We start from the raw sequence: 22,390 nt of genomic DNA on the forward strand, positions 1-22,390 counted from the left end.
CCGGCCTAGAGCCGTGCGTCCGCGGCGTCGGCGGCGTCCGTCTCGAGCTTCGCGCCGACCGACTCGTAGACGGAGCGGTAGGTCGCGGCGTTCCGGTCCCACGACCGCTCCGCCCGCACCCACGCGGCGCCGTCGCGGGCCATCTGCTCCCGGCGCCCGGCGTCGGCGAGCAGGGCTGCGACGGTCATCGCCAGGTCGTGGTGGTCGCCGGCCCGGAAGAGCTCGGCGCAGCCGCTGTCGGACCCGATCTCGGCGAGCGCGGCGACGTCGGAGAAGACGCACGGTCGCCCGGTGGCCATCGCCTCGAAGGGCTTGAGCGGCGTGACGAGCTCGGTGACGGCGGCCCGCTTGCGGGGCACGACGAAGAGGTCGATCGCGGCGTAGTGGTCGGCGACGAGGTCGTGGCCCACGCGGCCCGCGAAGACGACGCTGCGCATGTCGAGGCCGGTCGCCAGTGCTCGCAGTCCCGGCAGCTCGGCTCCGTCGCCGACGACGAGCAGCCGCACGGGGGTGCCGCGCAGCGGGGCCACGGCCGCCACGAGCTCCTCGGCGTGGGACCGGAGCGTGTCGTCGGTTGAGTCGGGGTGCACCGCGCGCAGCCGCTCCACCAGCCCGTCGAGGCCGTTGTCGTCGCCGGCCTCGTCCGGCTGCCCCTCGGCATCGACGTCGGTGCTCGCGTCGAGCGCGGCCTCGAGCTCGAATGCCGCCCGCACGAGGGTGTCGATGCCCTCGTACTCGACGACCGAGGAGATGTAGCCGACGACGAGGGCGTCCGCCTCGATCCCGAGCCCGGAGCGGGTCTCCGGACTGTCCTGCAGGACCGGGAACTCGTCACCGTCGACCGCGTTGGGTGCGAGGAAGACCGGGGGAGCAGGCAGGTCGAGGCGGTCCCCGACGCGCTCGATGTGCGCCTCCATGACGCGGGCGAGGGTCACGACGGCGTCGGACTCGCTGCGCGTGCGCGCCTCGCTCTCGACCCTGAGGCGGTACATGTCCGGCAGGCCGAACCGCTCCTCGAGCTCGGTGGCGTCCGGCCAGCCCGACGCCTCCGCGGTGCGCGAGAACCAGCTCTCCTCCCAGAACCCCCGCGTCTCGTTGACGATCGGGATGCCGGCGTGGCGGGCGACCGGAAGCGCGATGAGCGCGTTCATGAAGTCGGAGTGGACGTGCAGGACGGCGGGCCGTTCCTTCGCGACGACCTCGGCGAGGGCCGCGACGTTGGCTGCCAGCCACACGTCCCAGGGACCGTCGCCCCGTCGCGGACCCGCGAGGAGGTGGTGGCGTATGCCGTCGTGCTCGTACGTCGTCGTCGTCTCGGCCGCCTCCCCGGCCGACCCGGAGTGCGCCACGACGACCGGCTCGAGACCGGCCCGGGCTTGGGCCTGCACGGTGTACTGGGTGCGCAGGGTGTAGCCCGACTGCGTCTCAGGCAGCGCCTTGCCGACGACGTGCATCACCACGCCCGGACGCGGCGGTCCGTCGGGGGACGCCAGCGGGAGGTCGGGATCGACCTCGCCGCGGTAGAGCGCGAGCTCGGAGGCGTAGAGCGCGGCGCGCGCCTCGTCGTCGGGCCTTCCGGTCCGGTCGGCGACCGACCGGCTCAGCTCGGCCGACCGGTCGAGGTAGCCGAGCCGGAGCAGGCCCTGCTGCAGCCGCCGTGCGTGCGTCACGCTCAGCGCGGCGTGCAGGCCGGGGAAGGCGGCGAGGTAGGGGAGCGCCTCGAGGTGACGTCGACGCTCGAGGGCGGCGAGGACCTGGTCGGCCGCCTGCCGGGGGGTGAGCACGTCGGTCAGGGCCAGCCCCTGGTGACGGGCGAGGGTGACCACGGCGTCGACGACCTCCGCCAGCCTCGCCGGCCCGGCCGTGCTCTCGAGGGCGTCCAGCCGCCCCTGCAGCGCCGTCGCCGACTGGGGTGAGGCCGCCGAGAGGGCGGCGACACGGCGCTCGAGGTTCGACACCCTCGTCGCCATCGCATCGGCGCGCTGCCGGTAGGTCCGGACGGCGAGCAGCGCCACTCCCGTCACCGCCGCGGGCACTACGACTCCCAGGAGCGCCAGCAGGACGATCGTGAGGGTGGGGGCTGAGAGCTGCATGACGAGGACGACGACCGCCACGCACCACAGCAGGGCGCAGCCCAGGAGGGCCAGCTGGAAGGCACGGGTCCGCGACGACGTCGAGCGGGTGGAGACCATGAGGAGAACGGCTGCTTTCGGCGGGCGTCGGGACCCGCACAATCTACTTCGCGCGCCGGACCCGCACCACCGAGCGACGAGCGTCCCGCCGGGACCAGCGGCCGGCCCGGAGGGCGCCGGGACCGGCAGCCGGGGGCGACGGCAGCGCCGGACCTGCCGGCCGTGCTCGGTATCCTGAGGAGTCGGTGGGGCCCTCCGCCGGCAGTCGAGAACCTGGAGAGACGTGCCCGAACCCACCGACCGTCCGGTTCGTGTCCTCGTCTACGGCAGCTGTGTCGGTCGCGACACGATGGAGTTCGCGCGCAAGGGGTCGGTCGACCTGCGTGCCTACGTCGCCCGCCAGTCGGTCGTCTCGGTCGGCAGCGACGCGAGCCACCACCTGCCCGAGCGGCTGAGCACGACCTCGAAGTTCCAGGAGTCGATGATCCGCGGCGACTTCGCCGGCAGCTTCGGCGAACGGCTCGAGGAGCTCGCGCCCCGGGTCGAGGTCCTGCTGTGGGACCTCACCGACGAGCGCCACGGCATCCACCGCTTCGCCGACGGGACGGTCGTCACGAGGAGCATCGACAACACCCAGCTGCCCGAGCTCCGCGAGGTCCTCGACGGCGCGGAGCACCTGCCCCTCGGCTCACCCGAGCACGTCGCGCTGTGGGACGCCGCGGTCGACCGCTTCGAGGCCCGTCTGCGCGCCCTCGACCTCTTCGACCGGACGGTGGTCCTGAGGGTGCCGTGGGCGCTGCGGACCACCGAGGGCAAGACGTCGCCGTGGAGCATGGGCATGCGGGCCAAGGACGCCAACGCGCTCTACGTCGGCTACTACGAGCGGCTGCGAGAGCGCGGCTTCGCGATGGTCGAGGTCCCCCAGGAGGCCGTGCTCGCCGACCCGGGGCACCGCTGGGGCCTCGCGCCGTTCCACTACACGCCCGAGGTCTACGAGACGATCCTGCGCTCGCTCGACGGCGTGCTCGGCTCCTCGCAGACGGCGCCGACCGCGGACTGAGGCCACCCGGCGGTCAGGCGGTCACGCGGCCAGTCGGACGGCCAGCCCGGTGCAGCGCGGGTTTCCCGGCGCCGCGCCGCGATCAGCGCCAGACGCCTCGCGTGTCGATGACGGCCTTCTCGGCGAGCAGCGACCGGTCGAGGTGCTTGAACTCGCGGTGGTCGACGAGGAGCACGACGATGTCGGCGCGCTTGATCGCGTCCTCGGTGCTCTCGAGGCTCACGTGCGCCTGCCCGACGAGGACGCCCGGCAGCTCGTCGATGTTGGGCTCGACCGCGAGGATGTGCGCGTCCGGGTGCCGCTCGGCGAGCTGCTTGGTGATCCCGAGGGCGGGCGACTCGCGCAGGTCGTCGATGTCCGGCTTGAAGGCGAGGCCGAGCGCGGCGATGACCGGCTCCTTGAAGCGGTCGGCGCGCTCCTTGACCTTGGCGAGGACGACCTCGGGCTTGTGGTCGTTGACCTCGCGGGCGGTGCGGATGAGGCGGGCCTCGTCGGGCACGGCGCTGACGATGAACCACGGGTCGACGGCGATGCAGTGCCCGCCGACGCCGGGGCCGGGCTGGAGGATGTTGACGCGCGGGTGCTTGTTGGAGAGCTCGATGAGCTCGAAGACGTCGATCCCGAGCTTGTCGGCGATGACGGACAGCTCGTTGGCGAAGGCGATGTTGACGTCGCGGAACGAGTTCTCGGTGAGCTTGGCCATCTCGGCCGTCGTGGCGTCGGTGAGGTGGAGCTCGGCGTCGCAGAAGACCTCGTAGAGGTCACGGGCGCGCTCGGCCGCCTCGACGGTGAGCCCACCGATGATCCGGTCGTTGGTGACGAGCTCGATCATGACGCGGCCCGGCAGCACCCGCTCGGGGCAGTGGGCGAAGTGGACGACCGGGCGCTCGCCGGAGCCGTCGAGCGACAGGTCGGGGCGCGCGGCGAGGACGCGGTCCGCGAGGTGCTGGGTGGCGCCGGGCGGGGACGTCGACTCGAGGATGATGAGCTCGCCACCGCGCAGCTGGGGGATGATCGCGTCGGTGGCGGCGTCGATGTAGGAGAGGTCGGCCGCGTAGCCGTCCTTGAACGGCGTCGGCACCGCGACGATGTAGGTGTTGGCGTGCGGGGTGTCCTTCTGCGCCGACAGCATCCCCTGGCTCACCCCGCCCGCGACGTGCGTGGCGAGGTCGGGCTCGACGAACGGCACCTCACCGCGGTTGACGGCGTCGACGTGACGGTCGCTCACGTCGACCCCGATGACCCGCACGCCGTTGCTGGCCAGGATCGCCGCCGTCGGCAGCCCGATGTAGCCGAGGCCGATGACGGCAACGGTCTTGGTGTTCACGTGGTGTCCCCTTGGTTTCAGAACATGATGTGGGCCAGACCCTGCCCATAGGCCAGCACGCGTGCGTTCGCGAGCAGCTCGGCCGTCGTGGCCTCCCAGGTGTGGCGCTGCGAAGTATGCCGCATCTGGACGAAGTTGAACCTATCGGCGGAGTAGACCTGGCTGCCCCCGGCGACCACGTCACGGAGGAACCCGGTGTCCTCACCCCGCCCCACATCGGCGAACGGATGGGCCAGAGCGACCTCCCGCGACACCACGATCGTCGGGCCCATGACGAGGTCGGTGAACCGGTGCTCGCGCTCGGGGAAGCGCACGATCGTCGCGTCCAAGGCCTCGACCCACATGTGGTGGGCCTGCTTGCCGACGACCGCCGCGCCGGAGTAGTCGAGGGCGTGGAGCTGGTCACGCAGGTAGTCCGGGCCGTAGAGGTCGTCGTCGTCCATCTTGGCCACGACCTCGCCGGAGGCCGCCTCCACGCACCGGTTGAGGCACGCGCCGAGCGACGTCGTCGCCGGCTCGTGCAGTAGGGTCAACCGCTCGATCCCCAGCTCTGCCGCGCGCGCCCGGACATCGGACCCGGGCTCGAACCCGTGCGTGAGCAGCACGAGCTCGACCTCGACGCCGCGCTGGGCGCCCACCGTCGTCAACACGTGCTCGAGCTGGTGGGGCCGGTTCGTCGAGACCAAGGCGCTCACGGTCCGCTGACGGGATGTGACGGCATACGAGGAGAGGCCGGCGCCGCGAAGCACGTCGTCGACGCGGTGGGTGTAGGTGTGGCCCTCCCAGATGCGGCGCTGCGCCGCGTGGACGGTGTGGTCGCGCAGCTCGGGGCTGCCCACGAGCGCCCGCAGCGTCCACTCCGCCTCCTGCGCGGTGGCGACCTGGAGCACCTCGTCGGCCGGGAAGAACTCGGAGATGGCCGGGCTCGGCGTCGAGACCACCGGGGTGCCGCACGCCGTGATCTCGAAGATGCGGCGGGCGCACATGCTCGGTGAGCCGACGACCGAGTTGACGTTGAGGAAGACCTTGTAGGACCGGTATGCCGTGAGCATCCGCGGGTAGTCCAGCGAGCCGACGACGCGCTGGTCCAGCGGGGCAGGGAACTGGTAGCGCTCGTCGGCGCCGAGGTAGCGGGAGAAGATCTCCAGCCCGGTCTCCATCCGCGACGAGGCCGCGTCGGCCGCACCGAGGAGCAGGTCCATCTGCTCACGCCGCTCGGGGTACTTGTGCGCGAAGTACATGCCGCCGAAGGCCACGTCGCGGTCCTGGTGGCCGGCCGCGGGACGGACGGGGTTGTGCAGCGACTGCTGGGCGCCGAAGGGCAGCACGCCCACCCGGTCGTGGCCGAGGTCTCGACGGTAGTCCTCGAGCCGGTCGGAGTCGGTCGTCCACACGTGGTCGAAGAGCCGGGCGGCGTCGAGGAAGTCGTCGTAGTGGACCGGGTCCTCCTTGTTCCAGAAGACCGCCGGCACCCCGTGCTCCCGGCACCACTGCACGAGCTCGACGAACGCCGGCCGCGGCGCGGACGGACCCGTGAGGTGGTACTGCCACGCGTCGCCGTTGCCGTGCCAGGCCGACTCGACGAAGAGCAGGTCGAGCGGCTCGGACGCCACCTGCTCGCGCCACCGCTGCGGGGTGAGCGCCACCTGGTCCCACTCGTAGCCCAGTGCCAGCGCCGAGAAGTCGTCGAGGATGACGCCGACCCGCAGCCCGGGACGCCGCGGTGCCCGGTCGGGCAGCGGCCACGCAGGCACCTCGAGCCCGTCCCGACCCATCCGTATGCCGTCCCGCCCGGACCCGTCGATGCGTCGCCTCGCGCGGTGGCGACGGAGCTGGTCGGGACCGCCCTGCCGGAGGTGCCACAGGGCTCGTCGGACCTCGGCGAGCCGGTTGGCTGCGCGACCCATGGACGCTCCGTTCCTCCCCGGCGTGGGGTCTCGTCGGGCCGACGGTGCACCGGTGACCGTCCCGACACCACGGCCAACATAACGAACCCCCGTCGTTCCCCCGCGGTGGCGGCCGACGCGTGCGTGGCGGGGCCATCGTGGCTGCTGTAGCAGAATGAGGCGGTGCATCGATTCCGTGGGACCGACGTGGGCTGGGGCGTCCTGGCCATCGTCATCAACGTCGCGCTCGTCGTCGGCGTGGTCCTGCTGCTCAGCGGACGCGACGCGTCGGAGGTCGCGGAGAAGCCGCCGCCGCCCAGCCCGACCGCCTCCCCGACCCCCTCGGCCTCACCCTCGGCCAGCCCGAGCGCGACGACGACCGAGGCGCTCTTCGCGCGCGAAGCGCCGACGACCGTGGCGGTGCTCGGCGACCAGACGGGCGACGGCCAGGGCGAGTGGGTCGGCATCCTCGGCGAGCTCCTCGGGCGCGACCGCCGGGTGACGGTGCACCGGCTCGACCCGGCCGACCCCACGGTCTATGCCCAGAAGCAGGCCTACGGCTCGACCGGCCCGGTGGTGACGATCTACAACGGCAGCCGGCCCGGGGCCCTCGCCGACTACGGCGCCCGACGGCTGGGATTCCTCTCGCCGAAGGCGCCCGACGTGGTCGTCCTCAACTACGGCCGCAACGACGACGCCGACAAGGTGGCCGCCCGCCTGACGACGACGACCAAGGCACTGCGGAAGGCCTGGCCCCGGGCGGTCGTCACGGTCACCCTCCAGCCGCCGACCGCCGACGACGCGGCGAAGGACGTCCGCGACGCCGTCGCGGCGTGGGCGGGGACGAGCGGGGTCCGCACCCTCGACGTGGCCAAGGTGTTCCTCGACACCGGGGAGCCCAACTCCTACGTCTCGTCCCGGGACGGCCTCGTCATGTCCGGGCGAGGCGACCGCTTCTGGGGGCAGACGGCATACCGGCTCCTCGTCGGCAGCGAGCCGCCCGAGGCGGCCGAGGCCGCCACGACCGGGACGCCTGCTGAGGGAGAGGCGACCCCCACGAGCACGCCGGAGGAGACCGAGGCGGCGACGTCGGCGGGCAGCCGGCCGCGGCGGACGAGCGCCCCGCAGCCGACCGCCACCCCGACGCCCTCACCGAGCCGCTCGGTCCGTGGCCCGACGATCGTGCCGTTCCCGACGCTCACGACCGCGCCGACGCCCTCCGACTCGACCCCAGGCGAGACGGGCCCGGCCGACACGACACCCGAGCAGCCGGCGCCCTGACCATGGCCGAGCCCACGCACTGCACCGCGTGTGACGAGAGGCTCGCACCGGGAGCGCGGTTCTGCCCGCGCTGTGGCGCCGCCGTGACGTCACCACCGACGCGCGGCGAGCCGCACGCCCCCGCTCCCACCTTCACCCCCGGTCGGGTCGCCGCGATGGTCGCGACGTTCGTCGTGCTCACCGTCCTCGGCACCTGGACGCTGTCCCAGCTCTTCGGCTCGACGTCCAACGGCGCACCGGACCCGACGGGCGCGGCCACGGCCGGCCCGACGACGTCACCCTCGACGGGTGCCTCCGCGTCCGGGTCGCCGAAGGGCAGCGCCCCCGCGGACGACGCACCGAGGCCGCGGCTGGCCGACGCCCCGCAGCGCTGCTCGACGAGCGGGAACGACGCGGTCGCCACGGCGTGGTCGGGCAACCGCGACACCTCCTGCGCCTTCACCGACGCCGTCCGCGCGGCCTACCGCAAGGCCGGCGCCCCCGACGGCTCGGCGCCGTTCCGCACCTGGAGCACCGTGACGAAGAAGTGGTACGACGTCACCTGCCTCGCCACGGAGTCGACGCCGCCCGTGCGCTGCCACAGCGCCGACGGCAACGCCGTCGTCTTCCTCGGCCCCTGACCGCCGCGCCCTCGCCCCGCTCGTCACACCTTTCCCGAAGTGGGAAACGGGCACTTCGCAGGGGAACTGTTCCCTTGCGAAGTGCCCGTTTCCCACGCGCAGTCGGCGCATTCACACGGCGTATGCCGTCAGCGCACTGGCGCTCAGCGCTCCTCGGTGCCCGCGATGAAGGCCTCGAGCTTCGCGCGACCGAGGTCGTCGGGACGCTGCTCCGGCGGGGACTTCATGAGGTAGGACGACGCGGACAGCAGGGCGCCGCCGACGCCGCGGTCCTTGGCGATCTTCGCCGCGCGGATGGCGTCGATGATGATGCCGGCCGAGTTGGGGGAGTCCCACACCTCGAGCTTGTACTCCAGGTTGAGCGGCACGTCACCGAAGGCGCGACCCTCGAGGCGGACGTAGGCCCACTTGCGGTCGTCGAGCCACGCGACGTAGTCGGACGGGCCGATGTGGACGTTCTTGCTGTCCGTCACGCCGGCGAGGGCGCCGGTGAGGTTCGAGGTGACGGCCTGGGTCTTGGAGACCTTCTTGGACTCAAGGCGCTCGCGCTCGAGCATGTTCTTGAAGTCCATGTTGCCGCCGACGTTGAGCTGGTAGGTGCGGTCCAGCGTGACGCCACGGTCCTCGAAGAGCTTGGCCATGACGCGGTGGGTGATGGTCGCGCCGACCTGGCTCTTGATGTCGTCGCCGATGATCGGGACGCCGGCGTCCTCGAACTTCTTGGCCCACTCGGGGTCCGAGGCGATGAAGACCGGCAGGGCGTTGACGAAGGCGACACCCGCGTCGATGGCGCACTGGGCGTAGAACTTGTCGGCCTGCTCCGAGCCCACCGGGAGGTAGGACACGAGGACGTCGACCTCGGCGGCCTTGAGCGCAGCGACGATGTCGACCGGCTCGGCGGGGGACTCGTCGATCGTCATCGCGTAGTACTTGCCGATGCCGTCGAGCGTGTGGCCGCGCTGGACCTCGACGCCGGTGGTGGGGACGTCGGCGATCTTGATGGTGTTGTTCTCGGAGGCGTGGATGGCCTCGGCGAGGTCCTTGCCGACCTTCTTGTCGTCGACGTCGAACGCGGCGACGAACTCGACGTCCTTGACGTGGTAGTCGCCGAACTGGACGTGCATGAGACCGGGCACCGACGCGCTGGCGTCGGCGTCCTTGTAGTACTCGACTCCCTGCACGAGCGAGCTCGCGCAGTTGCCGACGCCGACGATGGCGACGCGGATCGAACCCATGATGGTGTTCTCCTTCGGTGGTGTGCCGGTCAGGACCGGCGTATGCCGGCCTGCCCGGTCGTTCTGTGGGCGGGAGGTGGTCTGTGGTCGGGTCAGGGCTGGGGGCCCGGGTCGGTGGGGTGGCGGCGCTCGGCGTCGATGAGCTCGGTGAGCCAGCGGACCTCGCGCTCGGTGCTGTCCTCGCCGTGGCGCTGCAGCGCCGAGGTCCATGAGTCCATCCGCTCGCGGTTGCGGGTCGCGTTGGCGCGCACGGTCTCGAGCTGCTCCTCGACGCGCGAGCGCCGGCCCTCGAGGATCCGCAGCCGCACGTCCGACTCGGTCCGCCCGAAGAAGGCGAGGCGCACGCCGAAGCCGTCGTCCTCGTAGGCCGCGGCGTCGGTGCGCCGGGCGGCCTCGTCGAAGGCCTCCTTGCCCGCCGCAGTGATCGCGTAGACGATCCGGTTGCGGCCGGTCGTCCTCGACGAGCCGGATGTCGGTCCGACCGCCGTGGACTGCGCGATGAGCCCGCGGTCGAGCAGTCCGGCGAGGGCGGGGTAGAGCGTGCCGTAGGACAGCGCGCGGAAGGCACCGAGGGCCTCGTTGAGCCGGCGGCGCAGCTCGTAGCCGTGGGCCGGTCCGTCATGGAGCAGCCCGAGAAGCGCGAAGTCGAGCAGCTCCGACCGCTTGCTCATGCGCACCTCCTCGTTCGCTGTGCACGACGTCGACTGACAAACTCCGACCTTGTCAGCGCGACTGTACCCCAGCGCTATATCGATGCGATACATCAACGCGACTGATTCCCACGTTTAGCGGCTTCCACGAACGCCGCACCAGCGGGGCCGGCGCTGAAAATGGCAGTCAGTCGCCGAGACGGGTGGCCGCACGGGGGTGAGAGCTTCCTGAACGTCGCACTCAGGTTGGTGGCGTCATACTGGAGGTGGCGCGGTCTGCCCTCGTGGTGATCGCGCCGACGTCCGCACTGCTGTCTTCCCCCCGAGAGTTGTTCATGAGCACCGCACCCCGTTCGCGCGCCGAGGCACGTCGCCGCCAGGAGGGACGCGCCGGCCGCGCCGGCAGTTCCCAGGGCGGCGCCAAGCGCTCGTGGCCGCGTCGCGTCCTCTACACGATGCTGGGGCTCTTCGTCCTCGGCGTGGCCGGGGTCGGGATCGCCTACGCGATGACGGACGTGCCCGAGCCCAACGAGGTCGCCACCGCGCAGACGTCGGTCATCTACTTCGCCGACGGCAAGACCGAGATCGGTCGCGTCTCCGAGTACAACCGCGAGTCGGTCAAGCTCAAGCAGGTGCCGGTGCACGTGCAGCGAGCGCTGCTCGCCGCCGAGGACCGCAACTTCTACGAGAACAACGGCATCTCCCCGACCGGCATCGGCCGGGCGGTCTGGGTTGCGATCAAGGGTGGCCAGGCCACCCAGGGCGGCTCGACGATCACCCAGCAGTACGTCAAGAACTACTTCCTCAGCCAGGACCGGACGCTGTCGCGCAAGGCCCGCGAGATCCTCATCTCGGTCAAGATCGACGGCCAGCAGTCCAAGGACGAGATCCTCGAGAACTACCTCAACACCATCTACTACGGCCGCGGGGCCTACGGCATCCAGACGGCGTCGAAGGCCTACTTCAACAAGGACGTCTCCAAGCTCACCCCGGCCGAGGGTGCCTTCCTCGCCTCGGCCATCCGGGGCCCGTCCTTCTACGACCCGCGCCTCGGCGCCTCGCAGCTCAAGAACGCCCAGACCCGCTCTGCCTACATCCTCGACGCGATGGTCAAGGAGGGCTGGCTCAGCGCCGAGCAGCGCGCTGCGGCGACCTTCCCGACGTCGTTCGTCAAGTACACGCCGCCGTCCGTCGGCGGCACCAACGGCTACCTCGTCCAGCTCGTCAAGGACGAGCTCGCCACGAAGGTCAAGGTCGACGAGGGCGACATCTCCAGCGGGGGTCTGCGGATCGTCACGACGATCGACAAGAAGAAGCAGGACGCGGCGGCCGAGGCCATCAAGGAGCGGATCCCCAAGGAGGCCAAGAACCTCCACGTCGGTCTCGCCTCGATCAAGCCCGGTGACGGTGCCGTGCAGGCGCTCTACGGCGGTGCCGACTACGCCAAGAACCAGTTCAACACCGCCACCGACGCGACGATGCAGGCAGGCTCGGTCTTCAAGATCTTCACCCTCATCGCCGCCCTCCAGAGTGGTGACCTCAGCATCCGCCAGTCCTTCGACGGCAACAGCCCGCAGTACTTCGAGGAGTTCGCGAACCCCGGAGGGGCGACCGACTTCAACCGCCGCGGTGGCGTGCGCAACTTCAACGAGCGCGACTACGGCCGCATCACCGTCCCGGAGGCGACGGCAGACTCGGTCAACACCGTCTACGCCCAGCTCAACATCATCGCGAGCCCCGAGAAGACGGCGGCCGCGGCGAAGCAGGCGGGGATCACCACCAAGCTCAACCCCAACTACGCCAACGTGCTCGGTAGCGACAGCGTCAAGGTCATCGACATGGCCAACGCCTACGCCACCCTTGCGGCCAAGGGCGTCCGTGCCACTCCCTACTACGTGAAGTCGGTGAAGTCGACCGACGGCGCGCTCGACTACAAGGCCCAGCCCAAGACGACCCGGGCCTTCGACGAGGACCTCGTCTCCGACGTCGTCTACTCGATGCAGCAGGTCATCGAGAGGGGCAGCGGCGAGTACGCCGGCGACCGCCTCAACCGCGAGGCGGCGGGCAAGACCGGCACGTCGAGCGACAACTACTCGGCCTGGTTCGACGGGTTCACCCCGCAGCTCGCGACCGCCGTCGGGATGTACCAGGGCGACGGGTCGATCAAGGAGGAGAACCAGATGGACGACGTCCCCGGGTGGGGCGCCATCACCGGCGGCACGATCCCGGTGCGCATCTGGACCGACTACATGCGCAAGGCGGTCGAGGGGATGGAGAAGCTGAAGTTCCCCGAGCCGGCATACATCAACAAGAACGCCGCGCCGAAGCGCACCCAGCAGCCGACCCGGACGCAGGAGCCCGAGCGCACGAGCGAGCCGGAGCCCGAGCCGACTTCGACGACGACGACCCCCTCGGAGGAGCCGACGCCGACGAAGACCGAGAAGCCGACGCCGACGAAGACCAAGGGTCCCAAGCCGTCGGTGACCCTGCCTCTCCCCGAGCCGACACCCACGACGGGTGAGAGCGGCTGAGAGTGGGCCGACCCGCCTTCGAGCGGGCGGGTCCGAAGGGACCCACCGCCGTGTTCGCACCGGTGGCGCTGCTCGCAGCGCTGCCGGTGCTCGCGTCGTTGTGGAAGCAGGCGCCGTGCCTCGACCGTGGCTGGGGAGGGCAGGAGCCGTTCTGGCGCTTCTGCTACTCCGACCTCGCCGTCTCGACCCAGACCACGGGTGCCTTCCGCGGTCTAACGGCATGGCTGGGCGGTGAGGTCCCGCTCGACCATCCGCCGCTCACCGCGGCCCTCGTCTCGACGGTCGCCGGTCTCGGGCCCGGCGGCGACCCGGTCGTCACGCAGCGCTGGGTCCTCGGCGTGTGGGCCCTGCTCTCGGTCGCGGCCCTCGTCCTCATCGCGTGGTGGGTGCGCGACGTCGGACCCCGTGGCGCGCTGGATGCCCGGCACGTCGTCCTGGCCCCCGTCGCCGCACTCACGCTGCTCCTCTCACCCGACCTCCTCGGCGTCACCCTCGCCACCGGCGGACTGTGGGCGTGGTCGCGACGACATCCCGCGCTGGCCGGGTCGCTGCTCGGGGCCGGTCTCCTCGCCCGCACCTACCCCGGGCTGCTCCTCGTCGTCGTCGCGGCCATGGCGTGGCGCACCGGGCGTGAGCGCGACCTCGTCCGGGTCGCGGCGGGCGCGGTGACGACCGCGGCGGTCGTCGCGGTGCCGCTCCTCCTCCTTCGGCCGGAGCTCCTCACCCGGTCGTGGGGCCTGTGGGCCGACAGCCTCGCCGGTCTCGGGTCGGTCTGGTACGTCCCGACCCTCGCCGGCAGCCCGTGGCCGGCAGGGGTGCTCACCGCGGTCGCCGTCCTCGGGGTGGTCGTCGCCGTCGGTCTCGGCGCCCTCCTCGTCCTCGGCTCGCCGAGCGTGCCCCGCATCGGAGCGGCGGCCCTCGTCGTCGTCGCGGTCGTCCTCGTCTCCGGCAAGAGCTTCCCGGTCCAGGCGTCGCTCTGGCTCGTCCCGCTCGTCGCGCTCGCGGGGCTGCGGTGGCGCGACCACCTCGTCTGGGCGCTCGCCGAGGCGGTCCACTTCGTCGCCGTCTGGCTCTACCTGGGCGGGCTCGCCGACCCCGACCGCTCGCTGCCCGCGGGCTGGTACGCCCTGGCCCTCCTCGGCCGGGTCGGCGCGGTCACCCACCTCGCCGTCCGCGCCTGGCAGACCGCCACCCGCGAGGACCCGCGCCGGATTTAGCCGTATGCCGTGCAGCCGGTACCCTTGCACGGTTGCCTCGCGCCCTGTGGACAGCTCCGCGGCGGTGTCGGCAGCGATGCATACCCTCCTGTCACGGAGAGACCGTGACCGTTCAGACCGAAGGAGGCGGGTTAACGCATGCGTCAGTACGAACTCATGGTCATCCTCGACCCGGAGCTTGACGACCGCACGGTTCAGCCGTCGCTCGACAAGTTCCTCACGGTGATCACCAAGGATGGTGGCACCGTCGACAACATCGACGTCTGGGGCCGTCGTCGCCTGGCCTACGAGATCAAGAAGAAGGCCGAGGGCATCTACGCCGTCGTCAACTTCACCTCGGAGCCGGCCACGGCCAAGGAGCTGGACCGCCAGCTCGGCCTCAACGAGTCGATCATGCGGACGAAGCTCCTTCGTCCCTCCGCCTGATCGTCTCCATCCCAGCGAACCCGCTGGACCCAGCACCACCCGCTCCACCCAGCCACACGGCATACCACCGCCGCATCTGCACCAGACCAAAGGGGATCTGATCCATGGCAGGCGAGACCGTCATCACGATCGTCGGGAACCTCACCGGTGACCCCGAGCTGCGCTTCACTCCGTCGGGCGCTGCCGTCGCGAACTTCACCGTGGCCTCCACGCCGCGCACGTTCGACCGGCAGAGCAACGAGTGGAAGGACGGCGAGACGCTGTTCATGCGCTGCTCGGTCTGGCGTGACGCGGCGGAGAACGTCGCCGAGTCCCTCCAGCGGGGCACGCGCGTCATCGTCACCGGCCGTCTGAAGTCTCGTTCGTACGAGACCAAGGAGGGCGAGAAGCGCACCGTCATCGAGATGGACGTCGACGAGGTCGGCCCCTCGATGAAGTACGCGACCGCGAAGGTCAACAAGACCTCCCGCGGTGGCGGCGGTGGCGGCTTCGGCGGCGACCAGGGTGGCTCCGGCCAGAGCGACCCGTGGGCCACCGGCGGCTCCGCACCTCAGGGTGGCGGACAGCAGGGTGGTCAGGGCGGCGGCTGGAACCAGGGCGGTGGCCAGCCGGCACCGCAGCAGGGTACGCAGGGTCAGCAGGGCGGCCAAGGAGGCTGGGGCAACGCCCCGGCCTACGACGAGCCCCCCTTCTGATCTCCCGGGGTTCGGCACGCCGGACCCTCGTGACCCACGGGTCGCACCTCACAGATTCACACCATCCCTGGGAGACCAGGGCTCATCCGCCGAGCAGCTCGGCAGAAGGAGAGCACCACGATGGCCAAGCCAGTTGTGCGCAAGCCCAAGAAGAAGGCCAACCCGCTCAAGGCGGCGAAGGTCGAGAACATCGACTACAAGGACACTGCGCTGCTGCGCAAGTTCATCTCCGACCGCGGCAAGATCCGCGCTCGTCGGGTGACCGGCGTGTCCGTCCAGGAGCAGCGTCTGATCGCCAACGCGGTCAAGAACGCCCGTGAGATGGCGCTCCTTCCCTACTCCAGCTCGTCCCGCTGACGCGCGCGACCCAGCACCGACAAGGAGAGCTGAACAATGAAGGTCATTCTCACGCACGAGGTGTCCAACCTCGGCACCGCCGGTGACGTCGTCGACGTCAAGGACGGCTACGCCCGCAACTTCCTCTTCCGCCGCGGTCTCGCGACGGCGTGGACCAAGGGCGCCCAGAAGCAGGTCGACTCCATCGCCAAGGGCCGTGAGGTCCGCGCGGTGAAGTCGCTCGAGGAGGCCCAGTCGATCAAGGGCAACCTCGAGTCGAAGGCCGTCACCGTCCCGGCGCACGCCGGCAAGGAGGGTCGCCTCTTCGGCGCCGTCTCCACCGCCGACATCGCCGCGGCCGTCAAGGACGCCATCGGCACCGCGATCGACAAGCGCAAGATCGAGGTCCCGACCCCGATCAAGACGACGGGTGCCCACGAGGCCCTCGTCCGCCTGCACCCCGAGGTGCAGGCCAAGGTCGCGCTCAACGTCGTCGCCGGCTGACACTGGACTCACCACGACGTAGCGCGACTTTCGGCGCCGACCGCGGTCAGCGCACCGCAGCTGGAAGCCGCCGAGAGTCGCAGTACGTCGAACGCCGCAGCGCCCGGTCCCCTCGGGGGACCGGGCGCTGCCGCGTTGTCGGGCGCACGGCATACGGTGTCCGCCATGCAACTGACCCGACCGAGATCCGTCCTGCACGCCGTCGTCGCCGTCCGGGTCGTCAACCGGCTCGGCGGGTTCGGGATGAGCTTCCTCGGCCTGCCGCTCGCCCGCGACCTCGGGATGTCGCTCTCGGCCGTGGGGGTCGTCCTCGCCGTCTTCGGCGCCTGCACCGTCCCGAGCCGGATCCTCGGCGGGATCCTCGCCACCCGGGTCGGTGCGCGGTGGACGATCGCCGGCGGCCTCCTCGCGGGGGCCGTCGCGCTGCTGGCGATCGCCCTCGGCGACACCGTCCCCGTCGTCGTCGCGGCGGTCCTCGCGCTCGGGCTCGCCTACGAGCTCGTCGAGCCGGCCACCCAGGCCGTCATCGCCGAGACCATCGAGCCCTCGCGGCAGGCGTCGGCCTTCGCGCTCCTCTGGTCGACCCTCGCCGTCGCCGGCGTGCTGTCGGGCCTGATCGCCGCGCTGCTGGGGAGGTGGGGCGTCTCGGCGATCTTCGTCTGCGACGCCGTCTCGAGCGCCCTCGCCGCCGTCGCCGCCCTCGTCCTGCTGCCGTCGGCGCACGCGGAGCGGCACCCCTCGCCGTGGCGCTCGGCCCTCACGCCTCGGCTGCTCGCCTGGACCGGCGTGGGCACCGTCTACGCGACGCTCGTCATGGTCATCGTCTTCATGCTGCCGCTGGCCGTCGACCGCGCCGGCCACCCGACATCGACGACCGGCTGGCTGCTCGCCGCCGCGGCCGCCTCCGCCATCGGCGCCCAACGCGTCCTCGCCCGGGTCGAGACCCGTATGCCGGCCGCCACCGCCCTCGTCGTCGGCCACCTCGTCCTGGCCGCCGGCCTCGGGCTGTGGGCGAGCGGCTCGCTCGCCGGGCTCGTCGCGGGCGCCGTGCTCGAGGGTGCGAGCGGGGCCTTCCTCCTCGGGACCTACCAGGCGACGGCGGCACGGATGGGTGGGCCGGGCCTGGGCGCCGCCGTCATGACGATCTTCGGGCTGTCGTGGGGCGTGGCGACCGTGGTCGCGCCGCTCGTCTCCGCGCCGTTGCTCGACCGCGGCCCGGCTGTGCTCTGGCTGGCGGCCGCCGGCCTCTCGCTCGCGCTCGCCGCCGGTCACGCCGCGCGGGGAGTCGCCGAGCCGGTGTCGGTGCCCTGACCTAGGTTGGCGGCCATGGCAGCGAAGGGCGCGCGACCGGCATACCGGTGCACGGAGTGCGGGTGGACGACCGTCAAGTGGGTGGGCCGGTGCGGCGAGTGCCAGGCCTGGGGGTCGGTGACCGAGGTCGGTGCCGTGAGCGCGCGGACGACGGCGGTCAAGAGCGTCGAGCGCCCTGCGGTGCCGATCGGCGAGGTCGACTCGAGCCGGGCCGAGGCCCGCGGCACAGGTGTGCCCGAGTTCGACCGCGTCCTCGGTGGCGGGCTCGTGCCCGGAGCCGTGGTGCTCGTCGCGGGCGAGCCGGGCATCGGCAAGTCGACGCTGCTCCTCGACGTCGCCGGCCGCGCCGCACGCGGCGGCGAGCCGGGCGCCGAGCGGCGCGTCCTCTACGTGAGCGGCGAGGAGTCGGCGGCGCAGGTGCGCAGCCGGGCCGAGCGCATCGAGGCGATGGCCCGCACCCTCTACCTCGCGTCCGAGACCGACCTCGCGACCGTCCTCGGGCAGATCGACCAGGTCGAGCCCGACCTCCTCGTCGTCGACTCGGTCCAGACGATCAGCAGCGCCGAGGTCGACGGCTCCGCGGGCAACGTCTCGCAGGTTCGTGAGGTCGCCGCGAGCATCATCGCCACCGCCAAGTCCCGGGGCATCGCGACCCTGCTCGTCGGCCACGTGACCAAGGACGGCTCGATCGCCGGCCCGCGGGTCCTCGAGCACCTCGTCGACGTCGTCGTCCAGTTCGAGGGCGACCGGCACAGCCGGCTGCGGCTCGTCCGGGCGGTGAAGAACCGCTACGGCCCCACCGACGAGGTCGGCTGCTTCGACCTGTCCGACGTCGGCATCACCGGGCTCGCCGACCCGAGCGGGCTCTTCCTGTCCAACCGCACCGCGGCCGTCCCCGGCACCTGCGTCACCGTGACGCTCGAGGGGCGCCGGCCGCTCGTCACCGAGGTGCAGGCGCTCGTCGACCAGAGCGAGGTGCCCAACCCCCGCCGGGCGACGAGCGGGCTCGACTCCGCCCGGGTCGGCATGATCCTCGCGGTCCTCGGCACTCGCGCCCGCGCACCGATCGGCCGCAAGGACGTCTTCGCGTCGACCGTGGGTGGCGTGCGCATCACCGAGCCGGCCTCGGACCTCGCCATCACCCTCGCCCTCGCCAGCGCGATCAACGACCAGCCCCTGCCGACCGGCACGGTCGCGTTCGGCGAGGTCGGGCTCGCCGGAGAGCTGCGGCCGGTCACCGGCGCGCACCGACGACTGGCGGAGGCGTCGCGGCTGGGCTTCACCACGGCGATCGTGCCTCCGGGCGTCGTCGGGGGCGGTCCCGTGCCCGACGGCCTGCGAGTCATCGAGGTGGGCAGCGTCCTCGAGGCGGTCCAGCTCTGCGTGACGCCCGTCGGCTGATCAGCCCGGCCGGAGCTGCCCGACGAGGTTGGCAAACCCAACGTCGCTCGCGAGCTCGTTCGGACCGGCTTGCGGGCGACAACCGGGTTCGCGAACCGGATCGCGGGGACTGTGGCCCGACGCCGTTAGACTCGCGATCGGGTCAGGGAGACCTGACCTGCGACGACTGGAGGGAAGCACGTGGCCACGCCGCTGCACGAGGACGAGTTGATGCGGACGACGCTCGCTGCCGTCGCACCCGGCACCGAGCTGCGCGACGGCCTCGAACGCATCCTGCGCGGCCGCACCGGCGCCCTCATCGTCCTCGGCACGGACCGCACGGTCGACGCCATCGCCACCGGCGGCTTCCCGCTCGACGTCGAGTTCTCTGCCACCCGCCTGCGCGAGCTCGCCAAGATGGACGGCGCCATCGTCTGCGACCGCGACGTCACCAAGATCCTGCGGGCCGCCACCCAGCTCGTCCCGGACGCGACCATCGAGACCAGCGAGTCCGGCACCCGCCACCGCACGGCCGAGCGAGTCGCGAAGCAGACCGGCTTCCCCGTCGTCTCGGTGAGCCAGTCGATGCGCATCGTCGCGCTCTACGTCGGCGGTAGCCGCTTCGTCCTCGAGGACTCGAGCGCGATCCTCTCCCGCGCCAACCAGGCGCTGCAGACCCTCGAGCGCTACAAGCAGCGCCTCGACGAGGTCACCGGCACCCTCTCGGCGCTCGAGATCGAGGACCTCGTGACCGTCCGCGACGTCGCCAACGTCCTCCAGCGCCTCGAGATGGTGCGCCGGATCAAGGACGAGATCGGTGACTACGTCCTCCAGCTCGGCACCGACGGGCGTCTGCTCAGCCTCCAGCTCGAGGAGCTCACCGGCGGTCTCTCCGACGACCTCGGGCTCGTCATCCGCGACTACCTCCACGAGTCGCGTGGCGAGCACGACCTCGCGGAGGCCACCGCCAACCTCACCGACATCGACGCGACCGAGCTGCTCGACCCGTCCGCCGGCGCCAAGGCGCTCGGCTTCATCATCTCCGGCGACGCGCTCGACTCGTCGGTGAGCCCCCTCGGATACCGCATGCTCAGCAAGGTCCCCCGCCTGCCCGGTGCGATCGTCGACCGCCTCGTCGAGCACTTCGGCAGCCTGCAGAAGCTTCTCGCCGCCGGCGTCGACGACCTGATGAGCGTCGAGGGCGTCGGCGAGGGTCGCGCGAGGCTCGTCCGCGAGGGCCTGTCGCGACTCGCGGAGAGCAGCATCCTCGAGCGCTACGTCTGACCCGGGCCGGGCACCGTGAGCGCCGCGCGCCCCTCCGCGACCGACCTCGCCGCCCTGCACGGCGCGGTCCTCGACTGGTATGCCGTCAGCTCGCGTGACCTTCCGTGGCGCGAGCCGTCGTGCTCGCCCTGGGGAGTCCTTCTCTCCGAGGTGATGTCGCAGCAGACGCCGCTGGCCCGGGTCGAGCCGATCTGGCGCGAGTGGATGGAGCGATGGCCCACCCCGGCGCACCTCGCCGCCGAGTCGCCCGGAGAGGTCGTGCGGGCCTGGGGCCGGCTCGGCTACCCCCGCCGTGCGCTGCGCTTGCACGAGGCCGCGACCGTCATCACCGAGCGGCATGATGGGGAGGTGCCGCGCCACGAGGCCGACCTGAGGGCACTGCCCGGCATCGGCGACTACACCGCGGCGGCCGTCGCCGCGTTCGCGTTCGGGGACCGGTCGGTCGTCGTCGACACCAACGTCCGCCGCGTCGAGGCGCGGGTCGTCACCGGCGTGGCCCAGGCGGCGCCGACGATGACGCGGGCCGAGGTCGCGCTCGCCGCCGACCTCCTGCCCGTCGACGACGAGGCCGCCGCCACGTGGAACGTCGCCGTCATGGAGCTCGGCGCGCTCGTCTGCACCGCCCGCAGCCCCCGGTGCGACGACTGCCCGGTGCGGGCGAGGTGCGCGTGGGTGCTCGGTGGGCGGCCGGCATACGACGGGCCGGCACGGCGGGGGCAGAAGTGGCATGGCACCGACCGGCAGGTGCGCGGGATCATCGTCCAGGCGCTGCGTGAGAGCCCGCGACCTGTCCGGCGCGACACGCTCGCTCCGGGTCGGGACGAGGCGCAGGTCGACCGCTGCCTTGCCGGGCTCGTCGAGGACGGGCTGGTCGAGCCCGTGGGTGACGAGCTCTTCGCCCTGCCCGGGGTCGAGGAGGTCGCGGGGTGAGTGGCCGCGACGAGCCGACGGAGCCGGTGCGCCCGGTCGACCCGACGCGGCCCCTGCGGCCCGAACCGACGCCGGACCCGCGGGTGACCGGCGACGACGGTGGCGAGCCCCAGGACGGTGAACGCGCTCAGGGCGGTCACGGCGGGCGACGGCCCCCGCCCGACCCCTACGGCGTGCGTGCGGGCGCGGGCAAGGTCTTCCGGGTCGTCGGGCGCGGCACCGTCGGTGGCGCCCGCCTCGCCGGCCGCGGCAGCCGCGCCGGGGCGATGCGGGCGCGTGCGTTCGCCCGCTCGAAGGGCGCGGACGAGAGCGGTCTCGGGCGCCTCGTCGAGCTCCACTTCGTCAACATCGTCGGCGACGCCGCGCTCACCGTGAGCCTCGCGGGGACGATCTTCGCGATCCCGACCGACGAGGCGCGCGCCCAGGTGGCGCAGTTCCTCGCGCTGACGATGGCGCCGTTCGCGCTCCTCGCGCCCTTCATCGGACCGCTGCTCGACCGCTTCCGGCACGGCCGCCGGTGGTCCATCGGGACGACGCTCGCGCTGCGGGCCTTCCTCTGCTGGGTGCTCGCGGGTGCCGTGGTCACCGACTCGCCGTGGCTCTTCCCGGCGGCGCTCGGTTGCCTCGTCGCGTCGAAGGCCTACGGGGTCACCCGCTCGGCGGCGATCCCGCGCCTGCTGCCACCGGGGTTCACCCTCGTCAACGCCAACTCGCGGATCGCTCTCGCCGGGGTCGCGGCGATGGCGGTGGGCGGCGGTCTCGCGGGCGCGGTCTCGCGGATCGGCCCGGACTGGTCGCTACGGCTGGCCTTCGTCGTCTACGTCGTCGGCACGGTCCTCGCGATCCGCCTCCCGGCGAGGGTCGACTCCTCGGTCGGGGAGGTCGACATCGAGGACACCGAGCCACTGCCCGAGCGGCACGGTCGCGCCGTCGCGCCAGCCGTTCCGACCGAGCGGCGTCGGCGCTTCGCCCGGGCGGGGGACCGGCTGCGGGCCCGGGTCCTCGCCCTGCCGGCCACCGTCCGCGCGGCCCTCGTCAGCGCGATGGGGGGCCGGCTGCTCACCGGCTTCCTCACCCTCTTCATGGCGTTCCTCATGCGCGAGCACCCGATCCCCGGCTACAGCGGCCCGCTCGTCCTCGGCCTCGTCGTCGGCGCCGCTGGCACGGGCAACGCCCTCGGCACGGTCGTCGGCAACGCCCTGCGACGCCTGCCGCCGGACCGGATCGTCGCCGCCGCGTTCCTCCTCATCGTGGCAGCGGCCTTGGCGACGGCGCTCGCCTACTCGCTCCTCACCCTGCTGCTCCTCGGGCTCTGCGCCGGGCTGTGCTCGCAGGTCATCAAGCTGAGCACCGATGCGATCATCCAGCGCGACGTGGCCGAGACCGTCCGCACCCAGACGTTCGCGTGGTCCGAGACCGTGCTCCAGATCGCCTGGGTGATCGGCGGCGGCATCGGCATCGCGCTGCCGCTCGACCCCCAGCTCGGCTTCGGCGTCATCAGCGCGCTGCTCGTCCTCGTCCTGCTGCTGTCGGTGCAGCTGCGCCGGGCCCACCGCCCGGTCTGATCCACTGATTGCGAGTTCGC

Annotated in this window: 19 protein-coding genes; 14 read left to right on the plus strand and 5 right to left on the minus strand. The window is 72.1% G+C overall.

Annotation, left to right across the window (positions count from 1 at the left end):
- Positions 1–5: 5 nt before the first annotated feature.
- Positions 6–2,192 carry a glycosyltransferase gene (locus ACOJV7_RS08215; RefSeq protein WP_420189645.1) on the minus strand — a complete coding sequence of 729 codons (2,187 nt, stop codon included), beginning with the start codon at positions 2,190–2,192 and terminating at the stop codon, positions 6–8.
- Between the two features lie 223 nt (positions 2,193–2,415).
- Here ACOJV7_RS08215 and ACOJV7_RS08220 point away from each other — a divergent pair, with 223 nt between their 5' ends.
- The gene (locus ACOJV7_RS08220) at positions 2,416–3,192 is read left to right on the plus strand and encodes a DUF6270 domain-containing protein (RefSeq protein WP_420189646.1); all 777 of its coding nucleotides are present in this window, start codon (positions 2,416–2,418) and stop codon (positions 3,190–3,192) included.
- 82 nt (positions 3,193–3,274) lie between these two features.
- Here the strand turns inward: ACOJV7_RS08220 and wecC are convergent, their stop codons facing one another.
- Both wecC and ACOJV7_RS08230 read right to left on the minus strand, forming a co-directional pair.
- Positions 3,275–4,540, minus strand: coding sequence for a UDP-N-acetyl-D-mannosamine dehydrogenase (gene wecC / locus ACOJV7_RS08225; RefSeq protein WP_420190390.1), 1,266 nt, complete (start codon positions 4,538–4,540; stop codon positions 3,275–3,277).
- Complete coding sequence (locus ACOJV7_RS08230; RefSeq protein ID WP_420189647.1) at positions 4,537–6,426, minus strand: glycosyltransferase family protein; 1,890 nt, start codon at positions 6,424–6,426, stop codon at positions 4,537–4,539. The genes wecC and ACOJV7_RS08230 overlap by 4 nt, the downstream gene beginning before the upstream one ends.
- A gap of 162 nt (positions 6,427–6,588) precedes the next feature.
- Between ACOJV7_RS08230 and ACOJV7_RS08235 the strand changes: the two genes are divergently transcribed.
- Both ACOJV7_RS08235 and ACOJV7_RS08240 read left to right on the plus strand, forming a co-directional pair.
- Positions 6,589–7,686, plus strand: coding sequence for a GDSL-type esterase/lipase family protein (locus ACOJV7_RS08235; protein WP_420189648.1), 1,098 nt, complete (start codon positions 6,589–6,591; stop codon positions 7,684–7,686).
- A gap of 83 nt (positions 7,687–7,769) precedes the next feature.
- Positions 7,770–8,306 (plus strand): hypothetical protein, encoded by a 537-nt coding sequence (locus tag ACOJV7_RS08240; protein ID WP_420189649.1) that lies wholly within the window; start codon positions 7,770–7,772, stop codon positions 8,304–8,306.
- A 143-nt stretch (positions 8,307–8,449) separates the two neighbouring features.
- Here the strand turns inward: ACOJV7_RS08240 and ACOJV7_RS08245 are convergent, their stop codons facing one another.
- Positions 8,450–9,541, minus strand: a complete 1,092-nt coding sequence (locus ACOJV7_RS08245) for an inositol-3-phosphate synthase (protein WP_420189650.1) — start codon at positions 9,539–9,541, stop codon at positions 8,450–8,452.
- Between the two features lie 92 nt (positions 9,542–9,633).
- Positions 9,634–10,212 carry a PadR family transcriptional regulator gene (locus ACOJV7_RS08250; protein ID WP_420189651.1) on the minus strand — a complete coding sequence of 193 codons (579 nt, stop codon included), beginning with the start codon at positions 10,210–10,212 and terminating at the stop codon, positions 9,634–9,636.
- A 314-nt stretch (positions 10,213–10,526) separates the two neighbouring features.
- On the opposite strand from ACOJV7_RS08250, the gene ACOJV7_RS08255 reads away from it, so the two are divergent.
- The 11 genes from ACOJV7_RS08255 (at position 10,527) to ACOJV7_RS08305 (ending at position 22,370) form a co-directional block, all read left to right on the plus strand.
- Positions 10,527–12,722 (plus strand): transglycosylase domain-containing protein, encoded by a 2,196-nt coding sequence (locus ACOJV7_RS08255; RefSeq protein WP_420189652.1) that lies wholly within the window; start codon positions 10,527–10,529, stop codon positions 12,720–12,722.
- A 50-nt stretch (positions 12,723–12,772) separates the two neighbouring features.
- Positions 12,773–13,939, plus strand: a complete 1,167-nt coding sequence (locus ACOJV7_RS08260) for a hypothetical protein (RefSeq protein WP_420189653.1) — start codon at positions 12,773–12,775, stop codon at positions 13,937–13,939.
- A 138-nt stretch (positions 13,940–14,077) separates the two neighbouring features.
- Entirely contained in the window at positions 14,078–14,365 is a 288-nt protein-coding gene (gene rpsF, locus ACOJV7_RS08265) for a 30S ribosomal protein S6 (RefSeq protein WP_420189654.1), read from the plus strand.
- A 104-nt stretch (positions 14,366–14,469) separates the two neighbouring features.
- Entirely contained in the window at positions 14,470–15,060 is a 591-nt protein-coding gene (locus ACOJV7_RS08270; protein ID WP_420189655.1) for a single-stranded DNA-binding protein, read from the plus strand.
- Between the two features lie 120 nt (positions 15,061–15,180).
- Positions 15,181–15,417, plus strand: coding sequence for a 30S ribosomal protein S18 (rpsR, locus tag ACOJV7_RS08275; protein WP_035904052.1), 237 nt, complete (start codon positions 15,181–15,183; stop codon positions 15,415–15,417).
- A 36-nt stretch (positions 15,418–15,453) separates the two neighbouring features.
- Positions 15,454–15,900 (plus strand): 50S ribosomal protein L9, encoded by a 447-nt coding sequence (gene rplI, locus ACOJV7_RS08280; protein ID WP_420189656.1) that lies wholly within the window; start codon positions 15,454–15,456, stop codon positions 15,898–15,900.
- Between the two features lie 165 nt (positions 15,901–16,065).
- Positions 16,066–17,211: an MFS transporter gene (locus ACOJV7_RS08285; RefSeq protein ID WP_420189657.1), complete on the plus strand. Its 1,146-nt coding sequence runs from the start codon at positions 16,066–16,068 to the stop codon at positions 17,209–17,211.
- A 15-nt stretch (positions 17,212–17,226) separates the two neighbouring features.
- Positions 17,227–18,612 carry a DNA repair protein RadA gene (radA, locus tag ACOJV7_RS08290; RefSeq protein ID WP_420189658.1) on the plus strand — a complete coding sequence of 462 codons (1,386 nt, stop codon included), beginning with the start codon at positions 17,227–17,229 and terminating at the stop codon, positions 18,610–18,612.
- Between the two features lie 210 nt (positions 18,613–18,822).
- Entirely contained in the window at positions 18,823–19,875 is a 1,053-nt protein-coding gene (disA, locus tag ACOJV7_RS08295) for a DNA integrity scanning diadenylate cyclase DisA (RefSeq protein ID WP_420190391.1), read from the plus strand.
- Between the two features lie 15 nt (positions 19,876–19,890).
- Positions 19,891–20,805, plus strand: coding sequence for an HhH-GPD family protein (locus ACOJV7_RS08300; protein ID WP_420189659.1), 915 nt, complete (start codon positions 19,891–19,893; stop codon positions 20,803–20,805).
- The gene (locus tag ACOJV7_RS08305) at positions 20,802–22,370 is read left to right on the plus strand and encodes an MFS transporter (protein WP_420189660.1); all 1,569 of its coding nucleotides are present in this window, start codon (positions 20,802–20,804) and stop codon (positions 22,368–22,370) included. The genes ACOJV7_RS08300 and ACOJV7_RS08305 overlap by 4 nt, the downstream gene beginning before the upstream one ends.
- Positions 22,371–22,390: the final 20 nt, after the last annotated feature.

Origin of the sequence: Knoellia tibetensis (assembly GCF_048606415.1) — a bacterium.
GTDB classification, from domain to species: Bacteria; Actinomycetota; Actinomycetes; order Actinomycetales; family Dermatophilaceae; genus Knoellia; species Knoellia tibetensis.